Raw genomic sequence first — 18,240 nt, forward strand, 5'->3', positions numbered from 1 at the left:
ACACCGAAATTTTCGCCTGGCAAGACGAAATGGTAACGGTAACAGTAATCGATTTCGCTTGACCTTGGCCAGACCAATTGGTAGCGCTACCACAACAAGGCGCGCGGACGCCGAAAAGGAAGGAAACCACGATGACCCGATCCCTCGCTGTCGTGAGCGTGCTGGCGCTTGCGTTCGCCGTTACACCGCAGGCCTTTGCCAGGACACCGGTCGCATCGAAGGCGCCTTCGGCCTCGACGGCGAAATGGCTCAACACCAGGCTGACGCCCGAAGCGCGCGCCGCCGACCTGGTGTCGCACATGACACTGGAAGAAAAGGCGCTGCAGCTTGGCAACGACGCGCCCGCCATTCCGCGCCTGGGCGTGCCCGAATACAACTGGTGGAACGAAGGCCTGCACGGCGTTGCCCGCGCCGGCATCGCCACCGTCTTCCCGCAGGCCATCGGCATGGCGGCGACGTGGAACCCGGTGCTGCTGAAAGAGACCGGCGACGTCGTCTCGACCGAATTCCGCGCCAAGTTCGTCGAGCGCCGCTACCCCGACGGCGGCTCGGGCTTCTATCGCGGCCTGACCGTGTGGTCGCCCAATATAAACATTTTCCGCGATCCGCGCTGGGGCCGGGGCCAGGAAACCTATGGCGAGGATCCGTATCTTACGGCGCGCATGGGCGTGGCCTATATCGAAGGCCTGCAGGGCAACGATCCCAAGTATTTCAAGACGATCGCCACCGCCAAGCACTTCGCCGTGCATTCGGGCCCGGAATCGGTCCGTCACCAGCAGGACATCCTGCCGTCGCCCCACGACCTGGAAGACACCTACCTGCCGGCCTTCCGCGCCGCGGCGACCGAGGCGAAGGTCGATTCCGTGATGTGCGCCTATAACGCGGTCAACGGCGTGCCGGCCTGCGCCTCGACCGAGCTGATGGGCAGCCATCTGCGCGACGCCTGGGGCTTCAAGGGTTATGTCGTGTCGGACTGCGGCGCGGCGGCGAACGTCTACCGCCAGGACAGCCTGCACTACACCAAGACGGCCGACGAAGGCGTGGCCGTCGCCTTCAAGGCCGGCATGGACGTGATCTGCGGCGACTACCGCAACAATATGACGACCGAGCCCGAGCACATCGTCGCGGCCGTCAAGTCCGGCCTGATGACGCAAGCGACCGTAGACCAGGCGGTGAAGCGCCTGTTCGTGGCGCGCATTCGTCTTGGCCTGTTCGATCCGCAGGCCCAGGTCTTCCCGAAGATCACGGCGAAGGATTACGACACGCCGGCCCACCACGATGTGGCGGTCGAAATGGCGCGCCAGTCGATCGTGCTTCTGAAAAACGAGAACAATGTCCTGCCGCTGGCGAAGACCGCGAAAACCATTGCCGTTATTGGCCCCAATGCCGACAGCCTCGATACCCTGGTCGGCAACTATTACGGCAAGCCTTCCAAGCCGGTGACCGTGCTTGACGGTATCCGCGCTAAGTTCCCGAATTCGAGAATTATATACGCCGAAGGCACCGGTCTGGTCGGTCCGGCTCAACCGCCCGTGCCCGACGCGGCGCTCAGCACCGATGCGGCCGGCAAGACGCCGGGCCTCAATGCCGAGTATTTCACCACGCATGAGCCTGCGGGCACGGCGGCGAAGACCGGCGTCGAAACGAACGCCCGCGTCGCCTGGAGCGGCGAGGACAAGGAGAGCTCGGCGCGCTGGACCGGCTTCGTCACGGCGCCGAAGTCGGGCGAATACCGCTTCCGCTTCTCGTCCGAAAACGGCTACCGCATCTGGGTCGGCGACACGGAAATCGTCGACGAATGGGGCGTGGGTGATGCGCCGTCCCTGTCGTCGGGCAAGATCACGCTCGAAGCCGGCAAGACCTATCCGATCCGCGTCGAAGCCTTCCAGCGCGGCCAGACCGGCCAGCAAAAGCTCGTCTGGAGCGTGCCGGGCGAGGACGGCCAGGATGCCGTCGAGGCCGCCAGGCAGGCCGATGTCGTCGTCTTCGTGGGCGGCCTGTCGGCGCGCATCGAGGGCGAGGAGATGAAGGTCGAAGCGGCGGGCTTCGCCGGGGGCGACCGCACCAGCCTGGACCTGCCGGCGGCGCAGGAGCAGCTTCTGGAACGCGTCCAGGCCGTGGGCAAGCCGACCGTGCTTGTGCTGATGAACGGCTCGGCCGTGGCGGTCAACTGGGCCGACAAGAACGTGCCCGCAATCCTCGAAACCTGGTATCCGGGCGGGCAGGGCGGCCAGGCCGTCGCCGAAGCCCTGGCCGGCGATTTCAGCCCGGCGGGCCGTCTGCCCGTCACCTTCTATCGCTCGGCGGATCAGCTGCCGGCCTTTACCGACTATTCGATGAAGGGCCGCACCTACCGCTTCTTCAAGGGCGACGTGCTCTATCCGTTCGGCTACGGCCTCAGCTACACGACCTTCGCCTACGCCAAGCCGATGCTTTCGGCCACGACGCTTGCCGCCGGCAAGAGCGTCAAGGCCACGGTCAGCGTCAGCAATACCGGCAAGCGCGACAGCGACGAGGTCGTCGAACTTTACATCACCAAGCCGGGCGACGCGGCGAAATACGCCCTGGCCGGTTTCTCGCGCGTCCATCTGAAGGCCGGCGAGACGAAGCCTGTCAGCTTCACGCTCGACGCCCGCGCCCTGTCGCAGGTCGACGACAAGGGTGTGCGCGCCGTCGTGCCGGGCGCCTATACGATCAGCCTCGGCGGCGGCCAGCCGGCCTATGCCAAGGTCGCTTCGACCACTCTCAAGATTACCGGCACGTCCGTCTTGCCGAAATAAGCTCCTCCCCGAGAAAACTTGAACCTTGACGTCAAGGGGCGGGCCGGCAACGGCCCGCTTTTTTATTTGGCGCGGGCGGCGTCGGCCCAGGCCCTGGCCTGGTCGAAAAAGGCGTCGGCTTCGGCTTGCGTGGCAAAGGCCGAGGCGGGGACGACGACCATACCGTTGGGGCGGGTATAGCAGAACAGGGCCCCGGACGTACGGACCACACGCCGCAAATCCTGCCAGGCAAAGCGGGCGTCGTAATCTTTACCGAAGCCACGCACGTAGCTCGGTGTCATGGCGACCTGGCGTAGACCCATGACCGTCGGAACCTTCTGCGACATCTTCCATGACACCGGAATCAGCAGGACCGGCAGGATCAGGATCGCGGACACGACGATGCCGGACGCCATCAAGAAGCCGCCGTACTCGCCGTTCGACAGGTCGTAGCGCCATATCCAGGCATAGGCCGCGATCACCAGGGCGGCGGCCGCGAACTGGGCGGCGACGGCGCCGACGCTGCGATAGCGGTTGCGCAGGAAGATCTCGGCGAACAGCCTGAAGGTCAGTTCGAACGACGGCGAAACCCTTTCGTCTTCGGCGGGCGCGGCTGGAGCGGGCGAGTCGTAGAAGACCCTGGTGGCCTTGTCGGTCGCATACTTGATGTGGTGGCGGGCGTGGGCGGCCGCCTGCCGGGCGAGTTCGGGCGAAGCGAAGGCGGACTTGGGGACGATGTGCGCTTCGACGACGCGCATCAGATAAATGGCGCCTCGCGTCTCGTAGACGGTGCGAAACGTGCCCCAGCCAAGTGTGGCGTCCAGACCGCCACGCGTAATGGTCATGGCGTCGGGCGAAAAGGCGACCACCCTTGGCGCGCGCTGGATGGGGCTGGTCCTCGCGCCCCACAGGACCCTCGCCGCGAACAGGCAGGGGCCGGCGATCAGGATGATCGCCGGATAGCCGAGGAGGCCGGGCAGGGCGCCGGCGATGTCGCCGCGCATCAGCGGCGGCAGTGCGAACCGCAGGATGGCAAGCGCCGCGATGACCAGGTGGAACAACCCACCCTTCACCGTCAGCAGGCTGCGATAAAAGGTGCGGATGGCATAGGCCGCATAGTCGCCGTAGCCTACGCTGTGGCTGCGCGTTTCAAACCTTTCCTGCGACATTGTCCCCTCCCTTTGCCAGCGCCGTGGCCCGCGACTGTAAGAACAACCGGTTTACGGCGGATTGACAATCAGGACTTCGGCTTGCCCACCATTACCCCACGGCCGTGCGGGGCGACATAGATCGTGCCGTATTCCAGCATGTCGCCGGTGATCGCCTGGAAGCCGCCGAACTGGTGCGCGTCGTCATTGATGCGCGTCCAGCTCTTGCCCTCGTCGTCCGATCGCCACAGGCCTTCCTCGGTTTTGGCCTGGGTCTTGACCTTGCCCCACAGGTAGACGGCCGGATAGTCGCCCTGTTTGGCCGGCGCGCCGAAGCCGACCAGCCAGGCGGTGTCGACCGAGGTCACGGCCTTCATCGCCGTATTGGCGTCGGGCGAATGCAGCAGGCCATAGGGCGCGGCCAGCCACAGGTCGCGCATGCGGCCGGGCACGACGGCCAGCTGGGCGTTCTGCCAGCCCTCGAGTTTGGGCAGGCCCTGGACGATCGGCTTGAAGGTCTGGCCGCCGTCGACGCTGATCAGCACAGAAGAGCCGGCGCGGTCGAGCACATAATAGACGCCGTCGATCGCCTTGTCGGAGACGGGCACAAGCGTCAGGTCGCGGCCGGCGGGCCAGCCGGCCGAGGCCGTCCAGGTCTTGCCCTTGTCGGCCGAGTAATAGGCGGCGTACTTTTCCGGCGCCCACAGCAGCGACGTGCCCTTTGCCGACACGGCGATCGTGCCCGGCCCGCGCCACGGCTGGCCTTGCGCCGGCGCATGGTAAGGCGAGGCCGCAAACGCCATCCAGCTGGCGCCGGAATCCTCGGAATAAAAGCCGTGGGTGGCGTCGTTGCCCGTTGTGCGCGCGACAAAAGCCGGGTTCAGGCCGCCGAAATCGACGCTGAAATTGCTTTCCGTATTGGGGCGGAACAGGCCGGCGTCGGGGCTCTTGGTCAGGTCGTCCCACGCGCCGCCGCCGATATCGCCCAGCGCTGCCAGAAGCGTCGCGCCGCCGGTCGGCGAGGCCAGCTGGATGGTCGCGCCTTCCTCGAAATTGTCGGCGGCGAAGTCGAACATGACGGCATCCTTGCCGCCGAGCGCGTTCAGGTTTTCCGTCAGCCACAGGCCGTAGCCGGTGCCGTAGATCATTTCCGCGCCGTTCCGCGGATTGATCTTCAGATCGGCCATCCAGTGGCCCATCTTGTCCTCGCCCTTCAGGTAGTTGACCAGCCACGGCCAGTGCGACGCATCGTGGCGGGAGGCGCCCGACATGGCCACCCAGTGCGCGCCCTTGTCTTTCGACGCGTACATCTCGTCGCCCGGATACCAGCGGTCGAGCGTGGCGGTGATCACCGTGCCGTCGGGACCGACATCAAGGCCGGAATAGCCGAAGGCCTGGTTGGCTTCGACGCGGACGGGGCTGATATTGCTCCACTTGCCGCCTTCCGCATCGCGCTTCCACAATCCGCCGGCCACCGCATTGTTCGGGTTGACCGGGTAGGTGTTGCCGCTGGCGGCGAAGGTGGCATAGACGGTGCCGTCGGGCGCGAAGGCGACGCGCTGCGGCACCTGGTTCGGCGTGCCGTCGACCGGCTTGAACGTATTGCCGCCGTCGGCGCTCACGAACAGGCCGCCCTTGCCGGCGGCCGACCCCACATAGACCGTGCCGTTGCCGGCCGGGTCGAAGGCGACCAGGCTGAGCGAGGCGGCGGGCGAGGTCGTTTTCGCAAACGTCTTGCCGCCGTCGCTGCTCTTCCACAGGCCGTCCTGGTTGGAACCGTACAGGATGACATTGCCGTCGTGCGGATCGACGGCCAGACGCTCGCCAGAGCCGCGGCCGTCGCTGTTGCCGCCGACGTGGATCGGCAGGTCGGTCTTCTGCCAGGTCTTGCCCTGGTCGTCGGAACGCAGGATGGCGCCCTTGCGCGCCCAGTCGGGAAGGTACAGGCCGCAGGCGGCGAAGACCTTGTTGGCGTTGCCGGGATCGACGGCGATCGCCAGCACGCCCATCAGGTCGCCGTCGTCATGACCGAGATGGTCGAGCAGCGGAATCCAGCGGTGGCTGGCGTAGTCGAAACGGTACATGCCGCCGACGTCGGTGCGGGCGTACAGGACGTCCTTCTGCTTCGGATGATAGACGAAGCCGTCGACGAACCCGCCGGCGCCGAAGGGAATGGTCTGGAACGCATAGGGTTGCGGCTCGGCCGCCTTCGCCATCATCGGCAGGCTCATCGCGGACACGGCCGCACCGATCGCCAGCCAGTGGCGCAAAACCCGTTTATGCATCAGGACCTCCCAGGACGTTTTTTGTTGTACTGGTACCGCTATCTTGGCGGCAGCGGGTTCACAATATGAGAAAACGATTTCAAGAATAAAAGTATGACATATGCGGCGAAAATGCATCGCTTTGCGCGCGTGCCGGGCGGAATTGAATAGCGCGAGAGCTCTGGTAGAGTGGCCATTGAACGAGGGGGAACAATCATGCGTTTATCGACAGTTACAGCTATCGGCCTGGCCTTGTGCCTGGCCGCGCCCGCGGGGGCCGAAACCATTACCGCCAAGCGCTGGGCGGCGTTCCTGGACAGCTCCGTCAAGTTTAACCGGCCCGACGCCGGCGATTTCGAATACCAGCTCTACGACGCCGCCAAAAAGAACAAGACGATTCCGGCGGCGCTCGGCGACTTCGCCAAACGGCTGCACCTGCCCGCAGACCGGGCCCAGGCCTATGCCGAGTTCCTGGTCGACGAGACCCTGTATTTCGAAGACTGCGATAATCACTGCGCCTTCGGTCCCGACGTTCCGATCTATGGCGAGACGGCGCGCGTCGCTATGACTGAGCCGACCGGCGGCCTCATGGCGGCTGTCGGCAAGAACACGGATGGCGACATGCGGGCGCCCTTCGTCCGGCTTGCCTGGACGCATCCGGCGGCGGCGGCCGTTTTCTTCGATCTCTATGACTATACCGAAGACAGCGCCCTGCTGAAGGCGGCCTTGCTCAAATTACCCGACGATCCCTCGGCCATGCCCGTACCTCGCATGGGCAAGGCCTTTTCCGGGCGGTCCGACGAGATCGACGGTACGCTCCTGGCCGTTCTCGACCTGACCGAAAAGCGTCTGGCCGACTCGCCGCAGACCGTCGAATGGCGCGCGGCGCTTGGCCGTTTTGCGGTCGAACAGGCCTTGTGGCTGGGGCTCGACCAAGAAGCCGCCGACCGTTACCTCGGCTATTCCGACGCCGTACGTGCGCGCATGCTGGCGCCCATGGCCGTGGCGCATTCGCAGGAAAACTGCGGTGCAAGCGTGCCGGAGGCTTTCATCGATCGCCTGGCCGCCGCCCTGTGGGCGACCGGCAGGCCCGGCGATGCCCGGGCCCTGCTCAAGGGCCGGACGGGCGTGCCCGGCCCCGTGCGCCAGGCCCTGTCCGACACCTTCGACGCGGCTATGCCGGAAAAGGATATTTTCGCGGCCTATGTCGAAGGGTCCGCTAAAAAGCCGGACGATAAGGATGACGATCGATGCAGGGCCGCGCTGAACAGTGGCGCCGAGGGATGGGTGTTCGCGTTGAACGGCGAAACACCCGCCGTGCGCCGGGCCGTCGCCGAACGGCTGCGCGCGGCCGACTATGGCGATATTGCCGACTGGGTGATGCGCGCGGCGGCCTATGAAGAGGGCGACCGGGATGCGTTCAGCCTGCCGGCGGACGCCTTCCCGGCGGATTTCGCCGCGCGCCGGGACGTCTGGAAGGCGCGTATCGACGAGGTGCGCGCCAAGGCAGCCAAATCACCGCCGCGCGGTGTCCGGCACGTCGTCACGACGCAACTGCCGTCCGTTCTCACCGAAAAGCCCCTGCCGGCGGGCGTGGCCGCCTGGACGTCGAAGGACGAGGCCGCAGGACCCGGCCTGCCGAAAGGGCTGAAACTGCCCGTGCCCGCCGATGCCGTCATACGCTACCAAGCCTCGGGCAAGGACGCTGCCATCGTCTATGAGTCGTCGGAATACGACCTGTCGGGCGAAATCCCCGCCGCGGGCCTGTGGCTGGCTCTGCGCCGCGACGGCGCGTGGCAACCTCCCGTCTATCTCGGCCTGCAGACGCATTTTCCCTATGTCGCCACCTCGGGTTCGCGCCTGCCGCTGATTAGCAACGGGCGGCTGCAACTCGAAGTGCGTATCCAGGAAATCGACAAGGCATCGATCACCTTCCCGCCGGTCGGCCTGCGTTATGCGCGCGAAGCCCGGGGGCTCTATCTCGACGCCAGCCTGGCCGACCTTGAGGCCGATCGCGACCACGACGGCCTGGCCGATATCGAAGAAGCGCGGCTGGGCCTCGACCCCGCCAAGGCGGACAGCGACGGCGACGGCATTCCTGACGGCGTCGACGCCCTGCCGCTGACCGCTTTCAATCCCGCGGCCGACGCCCGCGACAGCGCGGTGGCCAGGATCATCCTGGAGCGCCTGGCCGGACACGACGCCGGGGCCCTGGTCGTTGCGCCGCGCACCGGAAAATCGGACGACGACATCGCCGCCGTCCTGGCGGCCGCCGGCAAGCCGGCGCCGCACCCGCGCCGCAACACCCTGATCATGGTGTCCGACCGCGATATCTTTTCAGGGATCGCCCAGGCGCCGTTCCGCCTGGTGGTGTATTCGAACGCCGATCTGGAGGCCCTGGGGCGTAAAGACGCACCCTTCTATCCGCCGCGTATCGTCGACTTCTTCGTGTCGCACGATCGTTCGACCTACTATGTCAACTGGTCAGCCAGCTGGGTCGGCGGCGCTTTCATCGCGCGCTGCAAGGACGACGCCTGCACGGTCGAGGAGGTCAGCAGCTGGATCACCTGAGGCCGGCGAGGGCGAGGCGGAGCTTTTCCGCCAGCGCGCTGTCCCTGGCCGGATCGAATCGCCGGGCGAACAGCCTGAGGAAGGCGGGGGCCATGCCGCGTTGCCATGCCGGCTCGTTGGCATAGCGCGGCGTGATGTGGGTGTGGAGCGCGGGCGCGGCATTGCCGAGCGTCTCGTAATTGATGCGCGTGGCGCCGGTAACCTTCAGCAGGGCGTCGCCGATTCGCGCCACGTCACGGCTGTACAGCGCGCGGCCGGTGTCATCGAGGTCATTGAGGCTGGGCACTACGGGGTCGGACAATAGCAGGCAATAGCCGGACAAGGGCTGGACGTCGCCCATGACCAGCCAGCCCGAGGGCAGGCGGCAGACGGCGTAAAGATTAACGCCCTGGCGGGACATCTCGACCCGGTCTTCGATGAGGTTCGCGCGCATGATTCTGCCCCCTTTCGCGACCTTTAGATGGCGCATGAAAACGCCGCAACCGCTGCTGCCATAATTAAAGAAAAGCCTTATAATTATTGGATTGTATGATGATTGAAGCGCAGACACCGGTGTCGTGTTACACAGTCCGGGCATCGCACGAACATGTGATGCCCCGGGCCCTGCAAACGATATAATGCCGGTATCGATTTTCGCCGCCCGAGGTGGCATGATCCTTAACGCCACATTACCGAAAAAGGATCACGACGATGCCACTCCAGCGTCAGTCAGTGCACGATAGTTACATGCCCCTCAAGCCCGCGCACCTCGTCTGGTACGGCGACGCGCTGAAGCCGCCGGCCGATCCGAAATCGCCCGCGCCGCCGCAGGCGCCGTTGAAAGCTTCGACGAACTAGCTTGTCCTGCGTGCCAATTTGATGCCAATACACAGACAATAAACGGCATCAAAATCGGCAGGGACGAGATGGCTACCTTTTCGCGGCGGACTTTCCTGGGCAGTGCCCTGGCATGCGGATGCGTGCTCCCGGTTTCGGCGGCCTTTGCGGGCCAGGCGTCGACCCCTCTCAAGACGCTGGACTATGCTGCCGTGCAACTTGGCGACGGGCGCATGCGCGACCAGTTCCGCCATCAGCACGCCCTGTTCCGCGACTTCGATAACGACAAGCTGCTCAAGCCGTTCCGGTCGCGCGCAGGCCTTCCCGCGCCGGGCGCCGACATGGGCGGCTGGTACGACGACTCGCGCGACTTCCATGTCGATCCCAACGACTGGAGCACGCTGAACTGGCACGGCTATATCCCCGGCCACAGCTTCGGCCAGTATGTCTCCGGTCTGGCGCGGTCCTACGCCGTCACGGGCGACGCCGCGACGAAGGAAAAGGTGAGGGCCCTGGTCGTGGGCTATATCCCGACCATCGGCCCGAAATTCTTCGAAGGCTACTACCTGCCGGCCTATACCTACGACAAGCTGGCGATCGGCCTGATCGATGCTTACCGCTATGCCGGGGTCGCCGAGGCGAAGGACGCGCTCGACACGCTGACCGACGCCGTCCTGCCGTTTCTGCCGGAAAAGGCCCTGACGCGCGAGGAGCGCCGCCAGCGCCCCTATACCAGCGAGGCCGAGATCTGGGACGAGCCCTATACCCTGCCGGAAAACCTGTTCATCGCGTGGGCTTCCGGCATGGGCGAGCGCTACAAGGGCCTGGCCGTCAAATACCTGCAGAACGAAGCCCTGTTCGATCCGCTGGCCGCCGGCAAAAGCCCGTTCAAGGGCAAGCACGCCTATAGCCACGTCAATGCCATGAATTCCGCCGTCCAGGCCTATTACGCCACCGGCGACGACACGTACCTGAAGGCGGCGAAGAACGGCTTCGCCTTCATCGAGGCGCAGTCCTACGCCACCGGGGGCTGGGGGCCCAACGAGGAACTGGTGGCGGCGGACGACACCGAGACGCTGTACCGTCTGCTCAGCGAAACGCACCGCTCGTTCGAGACGCCGTGCGGTGTCTACGGTCATTTCAAGATCGCGCGCTCGCTGCTGAGCATCACCCGCGACAGCCGCTATGGCGACAGCATGGAGCGCGTGCTGTACAACGGCATTCTCGGCGCGAAGGATACTCAAGCCAACGGCGATACCTTCTATTATTCGGACTATAACCAGAAGGCCACCAAGGTCTTTCGCGGCGAGCCGTGGCCGTGCTGTTCGGGCACCTTTATCCAGCTGACCGCCGACTACGGCATCAGCGCTTATCTCACCGAACCGCGTGCGCTCTACGTCAATCTCTACGTGCCGTCGCAGCTCAAGGCCCAGATCGCCGGACAGGCCGTGGCGATCAGCCAGACGACCAACTATCCGTTGGAAGCGACGACGCGCATCAGCGTCGATCCCGCGCGCGCGGCAAAGTTCGCGGTCATGCTGCGCATTCCGGCCTGGGCGGGCCCGAAGACCGCCGTGCGTATCAACGGCAAGCCGTGGGCGGGCGCCTTGACGCCGGGGACCTTCCTGGCCGTCGACCGCACCTGGAAGAAGGGCGATGTCGTCGAAATCGCCTTCGACATGGGGCTGCGGCTGGAACCGCTCAATGCCGCGCACCCGGAAATGGTCGCCGTGGTCACCGGACCGCTGGTGCTGATGCCCATCGAGGAGACGGAAACCCAGCTCCGCCGCGATGACTGGCTGAAGGCTGTTCGCAGCGGCCCCGACAACTGGACGGTTAAAACCGCGTCGGCCGAGGTCAAACTCAAGCCCTTCATGGCGATCGGCGCAGAGACCTACCGTTTGTACAACCGTCTACTGACTTAGGGTTATACGTCTGGCCGACGCTGGCACTCTTGGCCACGACGGCTTCCCCCTTCCGTCACTCGCTTCGCTCGCGCCACCTTCCCCGTAAACGGGGAAGGAATTAAGCAAGTAATATCATATAGTTTCTTCTCAGTGTGCGGAGAAGGTGGCTGGATCGGTGTCAAGCCGGGCCAGACGGATGGGGATGCCGACGCTGTATCACATCATCTGGCGCGCCAGCGCAGGGCGTCGACCACCAGGGCAAAGGCCGCCGAGTTCTGCCGGCGGCTGGGATAGTAGAGGTGATAGCCGGCGAACGGCTCGCACCAGTCGTCGAGCACGCGCACCAACCGGCCGTCGTCGAGATACGGCTGGACGCGCGTCTCGGGCAGGTAGGCCAGCCCCATGCCGTCGAGCGCGGCGTGCAGGATCAGCGGCGTGGTGTTGAACACCAGCTGGCCGTCGACGCGCACGGCCAGTTCGCGCCCGGCCTTCTCGAACTCCCAGGCATAGAGGCCGCCGCGCGTCGGCAGGCGCAGATTGATGCACCGATGCGCCGTCAGGTCCTGAGGAATGCCGGGCCGGGGATGCCCGTCGAAATAGGCCGGACTTCCGACGACCGCCATCCGCATGTCGGGGCCGATGCGCACGGCGATCATGTCCTTTGCGACCTGTTCGCCCGAGCGCACGCCGGCGTCGAAGCGTTCGGCCACGATATCGGTCAGGCCGTAGTCGATCGACACCTCGACATGGATGTCGGGATAGTCGGGCAGCAGTTTCGCCAGCACCGGCCAGACATAGGTTTCGGCCGAATGCTCGCCCGCCGTGATGCGGATCGTGCCGGCAGGCTTTTCGCGCAGCTCGCCGATCGCCGCCAGTCCCGCCTCGATCTCGTCGAGGTGCGGGGTGAGGGTGCCAAGCAGGCGTTCACCCGCCTCGGTCGGGGCGACGCTGCGCGTGGTGCGCGTCAGCAGCCGCACGCCCAGCCGTTCTTCCAGGTCGCGCACCGTGTGGCTGAGCGCCGATTGCGACACGCCCAGCTGGGCCGCCGCCCGCGTGAAGCTGCGTTCGCGCGCGACGGCCTGGAAGGCGATGAGATGGCTGAAGGTTTCGCGCAGCATTGATGAATATTTCTCATAAGTGCATCCACGATTTAACATCTAATCACGCGCGGGGCGAGGGCCTAAATAGCCGTTATCGAAGACGGAGATCGTTATGGGCCCTCAGCAAATTATCACCCGCGCCGGCGCGCAGGCCTCTCAAAAGGGACCGGACGACTGGTTCACCGGCACGGTCAGACTCGATCCGCTGTTTCCGGCGCGTGAGCCGTCGCGGGTGTCGGCGGCCCTGGTCACTTTCGAGCCCGGCGCGCGCACGGCCTGGCACAGCCATCCGCTGGGCCAGCATCTGGTCGTCATGTCGGGCGTCGGCTGGACGCAGTGCGAAGGCGGCCCGAAACAGGAAATCCGCGCCGGCGACGTGGTGTCGTGCCCGTGCGGACGCCGCCACTGGCACGGCGCCACGGCGGCCAACGCCATGAGCCATATCGCCATCCAGGAAGCCCTGGACGGTTCGCCCGTCTCTTGGATGGAAAAGGTTCCGGACGACATCTACCTGGCTGAAATCACGGAGGGCTGAGTCTTGGCCGAAGTCGTCGTTCTTGTCGGCGCGGGTGCGATCGGCCTGGCCATTGCCCGCCGCGTCGGCGCGGGCCAGCACGTGCTGGTCGCCGATCTGCGCCGGGACACCGCCGAGACCGCCGCCGAAAGTTTGCGGGATGCCGGGTTCACGGCCTCGACCACCACGGTCGACGTGGCGGCGCGCGCCTCGGTCGAAGCGCTGGCCGCCACCGCGGCGGCGCTTGGCGAGGTCACAGGCCTGATCCATGCGGCCGGTGTCTCGCCCTCGCAGGCTCCGGTTGATGTGATCCTCAGGGTCGACCTCTACGGCACGGCGCTGGTGCTCGAAGCCTTCGGGAATGTGATCGCCAAAGACGGATCGGGTGTGGTCATCGCCTCGCAGTCGGGCCACCGGCTGGGCGCGCTGACCGCCGAACAGGACGCGGCTCTGGCGCTCACGCCGGCCGAGGCCCTGCTGGATCTGCCGTTCCTGCAGCCGGCCGAAATCCGCGACACCCTTCACGCCTACCAGGTGTCGAAGCGCGGCAACGCTTTGCGGGTCATGGCCGAGGCCGTGCGCTGGGGCAAACGCGGCGCGCGGATCAACACGATCAGCCCGGGCATCGTCATCACGCCGCTGGCCCGCGACGAGCTGAGCGGGCCGCGCGGCGAAGGTTATCGCCGCATGCTGGAGCTCAGCCCCGCCGGCCGCGCCGGGACCCCGGACGAGGTGGCGACCGTTGCCGCCCTGCTGCTGGGACGCGACGGCGCCTTCATCACCGGCAGCGATTTTCTGATGGACGGCGGGGTGACGGCGTCGTGGCGCTTCGGAGACCTTGCGCCAAAATAGCCTGATCCTCGCGCACGCCGTGAGAGATACGTCAGTATCTCGAACTGACTCTATGACTACCTGACTAAGTTCGTCTTGCGTTGCCCGTTCGTTGCAACAATCGCTCAACGAACGCTGCAACGATCGTTGAACGACCGTTGCGTATCCGATGAAGCGGGCGATCAGGAAAAACAGGTTTTGCGCCATGGGTGGGGTATCCGGAAAATACGTCCGAAAGCCTTGCCCCATTGCTTTTTTGTTCCGCATACCGGCCTCCCTGCCGGATGCATTGGAGAAGGATTTTGCCATGACCGAAGGTATCGAGAACAAGGTCGTCGTCATCACCGGCGCCAGCAGCGGGCTGGGCGAGGCGACGGCGCGGCTTTTGACCGCGCAGGGCGCCAGGGTCGTGCTGGGCGCGCGGCGCATGGACCGCCTGAACGCCCTGGCGGCCGACCTGTCGTTGCCGCAGGGTGCGGTCGTCGAGACCGAAGTCACCGACTCTGCCCAGGTCAAACATCTGGTCGACCGCGCCGTCGCGTTGCACGGCCGGGTCGACGTCATGATCAACAATGCCGGCATCATGCCGCAGTCGCCGCTGGAACGCCTGAAGATCGAAGACTGGGATCGCATGATCGACGTCAACATCAAGGGCGTGCTCTACGGCATCGCCGCCGCCCTGCCGTACATGATCGAAGCAAAAAGCGGGCATATCATCAACGTCTCCTCGGTCGCCGGCCACAAGGTGCGGGCCGGCGGCGCCGTCTATGCCGCCACCAAGCACGCCGTGCGCGCGCTGACCGAGGGCCTGCGCCAGGAAGTGAAGCCGTATAACATCCGTACGACCATCATTTCGCCGGGCGCCGTGGCCACCGAACTGCCCAACAGCGTTACAGATCCCGACATCGCCGTGCGCATCAACAAGGCCTATGAAAGCGCTATTCCCGCCGACTCCTTCGCCCGGACCGTCGTCCTCGCCATGAGCCAGCCCGACGATGTCGATATCAATGAAGTTCTGTTCCGCCCGACGGCGCAGGAATACTGACTTGACGGTTAGGGACGCACATTGGATTGAGGGAGATCGAGGAACCGTGATCCATGTGCGAACTCCTGGCGATGAGCGCCAACGTGCCGACCGATATTCGTTTCAGCTTCTCGGCCCTGTCGAGCCGCGGCGGTGTGACGGGCAAGCATACGGACGGCTGGGGGATCAGCTTCTATGAGCAGAATGGCTGCCGCACCCTGCACGACCCCAATCCCAGCGCCCATTCGGAGCTGGCGAAATTCCTCAAGGCCTATCCGATCAAGAGCCGCCTGGTCATCGCCCATGTGCGCAAGGCCAATCGCGGCAAGATCGCGCTGGAAAACACCCATCCGTTCCAGCGCGAGCTGTGGGGCCGTAACTGGAGCTTCGCGCATAACGGCCAGCTCAAGGGCGTGAAAACCCTGAAACTGCACTTCTATAGGCCGATCGGCACGACCGACAGCGAGCACGCCTTCTGCTGGTTGATGGACAGCCTGCGCGCGCAATTCGCCAAACGGCCGTCCGACGCGGCGCTCGATCGCGCCATCGCCGACGGCTTCGCGCGCTTGCGCGAACTGGGCGTGTTCAATGCCCTGCTGGGCGACGGACGGTCGCTCTACACCAGCTGTTCCAAGCGCCTGTGCTTTATTCGCCGGGCGGCGCCGTTTGGCCGGGCGCGCCTGATCGACGAAGACCTTGAGGTCGATTTCGCCCAGGAAACCTCGCCCGACGACAAGGTCGTCATCGTGGCGACAAGGCCGCTGACGCGCGACGAGGTGTGGACCGATGTCGCGCCCGGCACGACCCTGATCTTCCGCGACGGCGATCTTGCGCGGCGCTTCGATCCTGTGCGGGCCTGACATGCCCCGCATCGGCATCCTGTCGGCGTTCGAACCGGAATGGGAGGCGTTGCACGACGTTCTTACGGACGTGGAAACGCAGACTGTAAACGGCATTCCCACCGCTATCGGCCGCCTGGAAGGCCGCGATGTCATCGTCATGATGTGCGGCATGAGCATGGTCAATGCCGCCATGACGGCGCAACTGATGATCGACCGCTTTGCGCCGCAATGCCTGCTGATGTCGGGCATTGCCGGCAGCGTCGATCCGGCGCTGAATATCGGCGACGTCGTGATCCCCCGGCGCTGGGCGCAGTCGCTGGAGGTCATCATGGGACGGGAGGTGGCTGACGGCTTCAGCGCGCCCGGCTGGCTGACCTGGAAGGCCGACCTGCCGGGCTTCGGCATGATGCTGCCCAACCGGGTCATCGTCGGCAGTGCCGAGCCGAAGCTGTGGTTCGACGCCGATGCGGACCTGTTCGCCATCGCCGCCGCCATGGAGGGCATTGCCTTGCGCGACCACACGGCTGACGGGCAGGCCCTGCATCACATGCCGCAAGTCCATGCCGGCGGCAGCGCCGTGTCGGGCCCGGCCTTCGTCGACAACGCCGCCTACCGCGACTATCTGGCCTCTGCGTTCGGCGCGCGCGTCGCCGATATGGAAAGCGCGGCGGTCGCCCATGTCGCCTTTGCCAATGCCATCCCCTTCCTGGCGTTCCGCAGCGTATCGGATCTCGCGGGCGCCGGCGGCGATTCGAACGAGATGCTGACCTTCATGCGGCTGGCGGCGGAGAACTCGGTCCGCGTTATTTCCCAATTTTTAAAGGCTTTTCCGGCGTAACGGATTACACGCCTTCCCTGTCTGGTCCAGGCGGCAAAGGTCCTGGATTGGGCCCTGATGCAGCTCCGCCACAGGCCGCCGCAATTAATAAAATATCTTTCGTTATTCCACTTGATGGGCATTTTCCTGCCGTCCAAAAGACATTCGGAATTTTCGGATCACCTGTGAAACGGGGTCCGCGGGCAAAACCGGAGATGACGATGGAGGCAGTGACTGCGCATGCCGACGACAAGAGGCCGCATCCGTTCGATCTTCATGTCGGGGGGCGTGTCCGCCTGCGCCGCCGTCAGCTTGGCATGAGCCAGGATACCCTGGCCAAGGCCGTCGAGATTACCTTCCAGCAGGTCCAGAAGTACGAACGCGGCGCCACACGCATCTCGGCTTCGCGTCTCTACGACATGGCCCGGGTGCTGGAGGTAAATGTCGGCTACCTTTGCCAGGGCTTCGGGGGCGAAGCCGAAGGCGGCTTCATGGCGACCGCCGAAGGCGCGGAACTGGCCGCGGTCTTCACGCGTGTCCGCTCACCCCGCCAGCGCCAGCGTATCGTCGACCTGGTCCGTATCCTGGCGGATTCTTAAACCCGGAGCAGGGCGCCCAGCCGGGTCATGACCGCGCAGGGGCGGCGTTCGGGACGGGGCACTGGCCGTTGTTCGCCCGTCCAGTGCAGGGCCGGCCTGTGCGGAAGGTGCTGCGGCAGGCGGATATCCCACACCAGGCCCAGCGGCTCCAGCGCCTTGAGGAACCAGTAGCCGGGGTCGGACTGGCCTTCATAGAGGCCGATGCGCGCCGAACCCGGAAAAGCGTGATGGTTGTTATGCCAGCTTTCGCCCATGGTGATCAGGCCGGCGAAGTCGACATTGCGCCCTTGCACGCCGGCGCCACGCACCTGCCAGTCCTGGGCGTGATCCGTGTGCGCCATATGGCCGATCAGCCAGTGGCCCGTGACAGTCACCGCCACCTGGGCGCACACGCCCCACAGCACCCAGCCCCAGCCGCCCATCAGAAAAAACGCCACGGCCCACGGCGCATGCACGGCGATCCAGTGCCGGTCGATCAGGCGGTAAAAGCGGTCATTGGCGACCTCGGGCTCGATGTCGAGGCGCGGCGGATGCGAAAGGCACAGCTCGCAATGCATCTGCCAGACAGCGTCGGTCAGCGGCGGTTGGCGATGGGCGAAATAGTCGTGGCACAGGGGCTGGCGCTGCGCCCAGTCGCGGAAGTCGTGCGTGCGGATCATGGCGAACGGCCCGCCAAGCCCGACCAGCGTGCCCATGTAGACAAGGCCGTGTTCCAGCCACAGCGGACACGAAAAGCTTTTGTGAATCAGGCGTCTGTGCATGCCGACCGAATGCCCCAGCAAAAGGACCGCCACCGTCTTGACGGTGAATAGCAGCACGGTGTCGATGCGCAGGTACAGCATCGCTCCGGTCACCGTGCCGGCGTACATCGCGAGCAGAAACAGCGACCGGACCGGAGACCAGACGACCTTGCCCTTGACCGCATCGGCGCCCCCGTCGGCGATGCGTGCGATGTTCTCGAAATCCTTCCCCATATCCGCCTCCCATAAGCTTTTGCCGGGCTTGACCGGACGCCCGATCATGCCTACATTTAGCTAACAAGCTAATC

General features: G+C 65.2%; 14 protein-coding genes. 9 read left to right on the forward strand and 5 right to left on the reverse strand.

Annotated elements, in window-relative coordinates; translation table 11 throughout:
- The first annotated feature begins 131 nt into the window (after positions 1-131).
- Positions 132-2,780 carry a glycoside hydrolase family 3 C-terminal domain-containing protein gene (locus AB8717_RS04550; protein ID WP_443749842.1) on the forward strand — a complete coding sequence of 883 codons (2,649 nt, stop codon included), beginning with the start codon at positions 132-134 and terminating at the stop codon, positions 2,778-2,780.
- A gap of 62 nt (positions 2,781-2,842) precedes the next feature.
- Here AB8717_RS04550 and AB8717_RS04555 read toward each other — a convergent pair whose 3' ends face one another.
- Positions 2,843-3,928 carry a YcxB family protein gene (locus tag AB8717_RS04555; protein WP_443749843.1) on the reverse strand — a complete coding sequence of 362 codons (1,086 nt, stop codon included), beginning with the start codon at positions 3,926-3,928 and terminating at the stop codon, positions 2,843-2,845.
- A gap of 68 nt (positions 3,929-3,996) precedes the next feature.
- Positions 3,997-6,192, reverse strand: a complete 2,196-nt coding sequence (locus AB8717_RS04560; protein WP_443749844.1) for a WD40/YVTN/BNR-like repeat-containing protein — start codon at positions 6,190-6,192, stop codon at positions 3,997-3,999.
- 195 nt (positions 6,193-6,387) lie between these two features.
- Between AB8717_RS04560 and AB8717_RS04565 the strand changes: the two genes are divergently transcribed.
- Complete coding sequence (locus tag AB8717_RS04565) at positions 6,388-8,742, forward strand: hypothetical protein (protein WP_443749845.1); 2,355 nt, start codon at positions 6,388-6,390, stop codon at positions 8,740-8,742.
- Here AB8717_RS04565 and AB8717_RS04570 read toward each other — a convergent pair.
- Positions 8,735-9,175 (reverse strand): HIT family protein, encoded by a 441-nt coding sequence (locus tag AB8717_RS04570; protein ID WP_443749846.1) that lies wholly within the window; start codon positions 9,173-9,175, stop codon positions 8,735-8,737. The genes AB8717_RS04565 and AB8717_RS04570 overlap by 8 nt on opposite strands.
- A gap of 526 nt (positions 9,176-9,701) precedes the next feature.
- On the opposite strand from AB8717_RS04570, the gene AB8717_RS04575 reads away from it, so the two are divergent.
- Positions 9,702-11,483: a beta-L-arabinofuranosidase domain-containing protein gene (locus AB8717_RS04575; protein ID WP_443749847.1), complete on the forward strand. Its 1,782-nt coding sequence runs from the start codon at positions 9,702-9,704 to the stop codon at positions 11,481-11,483.
- A gap of 203 nt (positions 11,484-11,686) precedes the next feature.
- On the opposite strand, the gene AB8717_RS04580 is transcribed toward AB8717_RS04575, so the two are convergent.
- Positions 11,687-12,583 carry a LysR family transcriptional regulator gene (locus AB8717_RS04580; protein WP_443749848.1) on the reverse strand — a complete coding sequence of 299 codons (897 nt, stop codon included), beginning with the start codon at positions 12,581-12,583 and terminating at the stop codon, positions 11,687-11,689.
- Between the two features lie 94 nt (positions 12,584-12,677).
- Here AB8717_RS04580 and AB8717_RS04585 point away from each other — a divergent pair, with 94 nt between their 5' ends.
- From AB8717_RS04585 to AB8717_RS04610, 6 genes are all read left to right on the forward strand, one after another.
- On the forward strand, positions 12,678-13,100 hold the full coding sequence (locus AB8717_RS04585) for a (R)-mandelonitrile lyase (RefSeq protein ID WP_443749849.1): 423 nt from the start codon (positions 12,678-12,680) through the stop codon (positions 13,098-13,100).
- A gap of 3 nt (positions 13,101-13,103) precedes the next feature.
- Positions 13,104-13,931, forward strand: coding sequence for an SDR family oxidoreductase (locus tag AB8717_RS04590; RefSeq protein ID WP_443749850.1), 828 nt, complete (start codon positions 13,104-13,106; stop codon positions 13,929-13,931).
- A gap of 286 nt (positions 13,932-14,217) precedes the next feature.
- On the forward strand, positions 14,218-14,955 hold the full coding sequence (locus AB8717_RS04595; RefSeq protein ID WP_443749851.1) for an SDR family oxidoreductase: 738 nt from the start codon (positions 14,218-14,220) through the stop codon (positions 14,953-14,955).
- 53 nt (positions 14,956-15,008) lie between these two features.
- Positions 15,009-15,794, forward strand: a complete 786-nt coding sequence (locus AB8717_RS04600; RefSeq protein WP_443749852.1) for a class II glutamine amidotransferase — start codon at positions 15,009-15,011, stop codon at positions 15,792-15,794.
- Position 15,795: 1 nt separating this feature from the next.
- Positions 15,796-16,614 (forward strand): 5'-methylthioadenosine/S-adenosylhomocysteine nucleosidase, encoded by an 819-nt coding sequence (locus AB8717_RS04605; protein WP_443749853.1) that lies wholly within the window; start codon positions 15,796-15,798, stop codon positions 16,612-16,614.
- Between the two features lie 200 nt (positions 16,615-16,814).
- Positions 16,815-17,192, forward strand: a complete 378-nt coding sequence (locus AB8717_RS04610; RefSeq protein ID WP_443749854.1) for a helix-turn-helix domain-containing protein — start codon at positions 16,815-16,817, stop codon at positions 17,190-17,192.
- On the opposite strand, the gene AB8717_RS04615 is transcribed toward AB8717_RS04610, so the two are convergent.
- A complete protein-coding gene (locus AB8717_RS04615) occupies positions 17,189-18,166 on the reverse strand; it encodes an acyl-CoA desaturase (protein ID WP_443749855.1) in 978 nt (325 codons plus the stop codon). The genes AB8717_RS04610 and AB8717_RS04615 overlap by 4 nt on opposite strands.
- Positions 18,167-18,240 lie beyond the last annotated feature (74 nt).

This window comes from Asticcacaulis solisilvae, assembly GCF_052327315.1.
Classification (GTDB): Bacteria; Pseudomonadota; Alphaproteobacteria; order Caulobacterales; family Caulobacteraceae; genus Asticcacaulis; species Asticcacaulis solisilvae_B.

Coding starts and splice junctions, on each gene's coding strand:
- AB8717_RS04550 (WP_443749842.1), top strand. CDS start 132: ATGACCCGATCCCTCGCTGTCGTGAGCGTGCTGGCGCTTGCGTTCGCC.
- AB8717_RS04555 (WP_443749843.1), bottom strand. CDS start 3,928: ATGTCGCAGGAAAGGTTTGAAACGCGCAGCCACAGCGTAGGCTACGGC.
- AB8717_RS04560 (WP_443749844.1), bottom strand. CDS start 6,192: ATGCATAAACGGGTTTTGCGCCACTGGCTGGCGATCGGTGCGGCCGTG.
- AB8717_RS04565 (WP_443749845.1), top strand. CDS start 6,388: ATGCGTTTATCGACAGTTACAGCTATCGGCCTGGCCTTGTGCCTGGCC.
- AB8717_RS04570 (WP_443749846.1), bottom strand. CDS start 9,175: ATGCGCGCGAACCTCATCGAAGACCGGGTCGAGATGTCCCGCCAGGGC.
- AB8717_RS04580 (WP_443749848.1), bottom strand. CDS start 12,583: ATGCTGCGCGAAACCTTCAGCCATCTCATCGCCTTCCAGGCCGTCGCG.
- AB8717_RS04585 (WP_443749849.1), top strand. CDS start 12,678: ATGGGCCCTCAGCAAATTATCACCCGCGCCGGCGCGCAGGCCTCTCAA.
- AB8717_RS04595 (WP_443749851.1), top strand. CDS start 14,218: ATGACCGAAGGTATCGAGAACAAGGTCGTCGTCATCACCGGCGCCAGC.
- AB8717_RS04600 (WP_443749852.1), top strand. CDS start 15,009: ATGTGCGAACTCCTGGCGATGAGCGCCAACGTGCCGACCGATATTCGT.
- AB8717_RS04605 (WP_443749853.1), top strand. CDS start 15,796: ATGCCCCGCATCGGCATCCTGTCGGCGTTCGAACCGGAATGGGAGGCG.
- AB8717_RS04610 (WP_443749854.1), top strand. CDS start 16,815: ATGGAGGCAGTGACTGCGCATGCCGACGACAAGAGGCCGCATCCGTTC.
- AB8717_RS04615 (WP_443749855.1), bottom strand. CDS start 18,166: ATGGGGAAGGATTTCGAGAACATCGCACGCATCGCCGACGGGGGCGCC.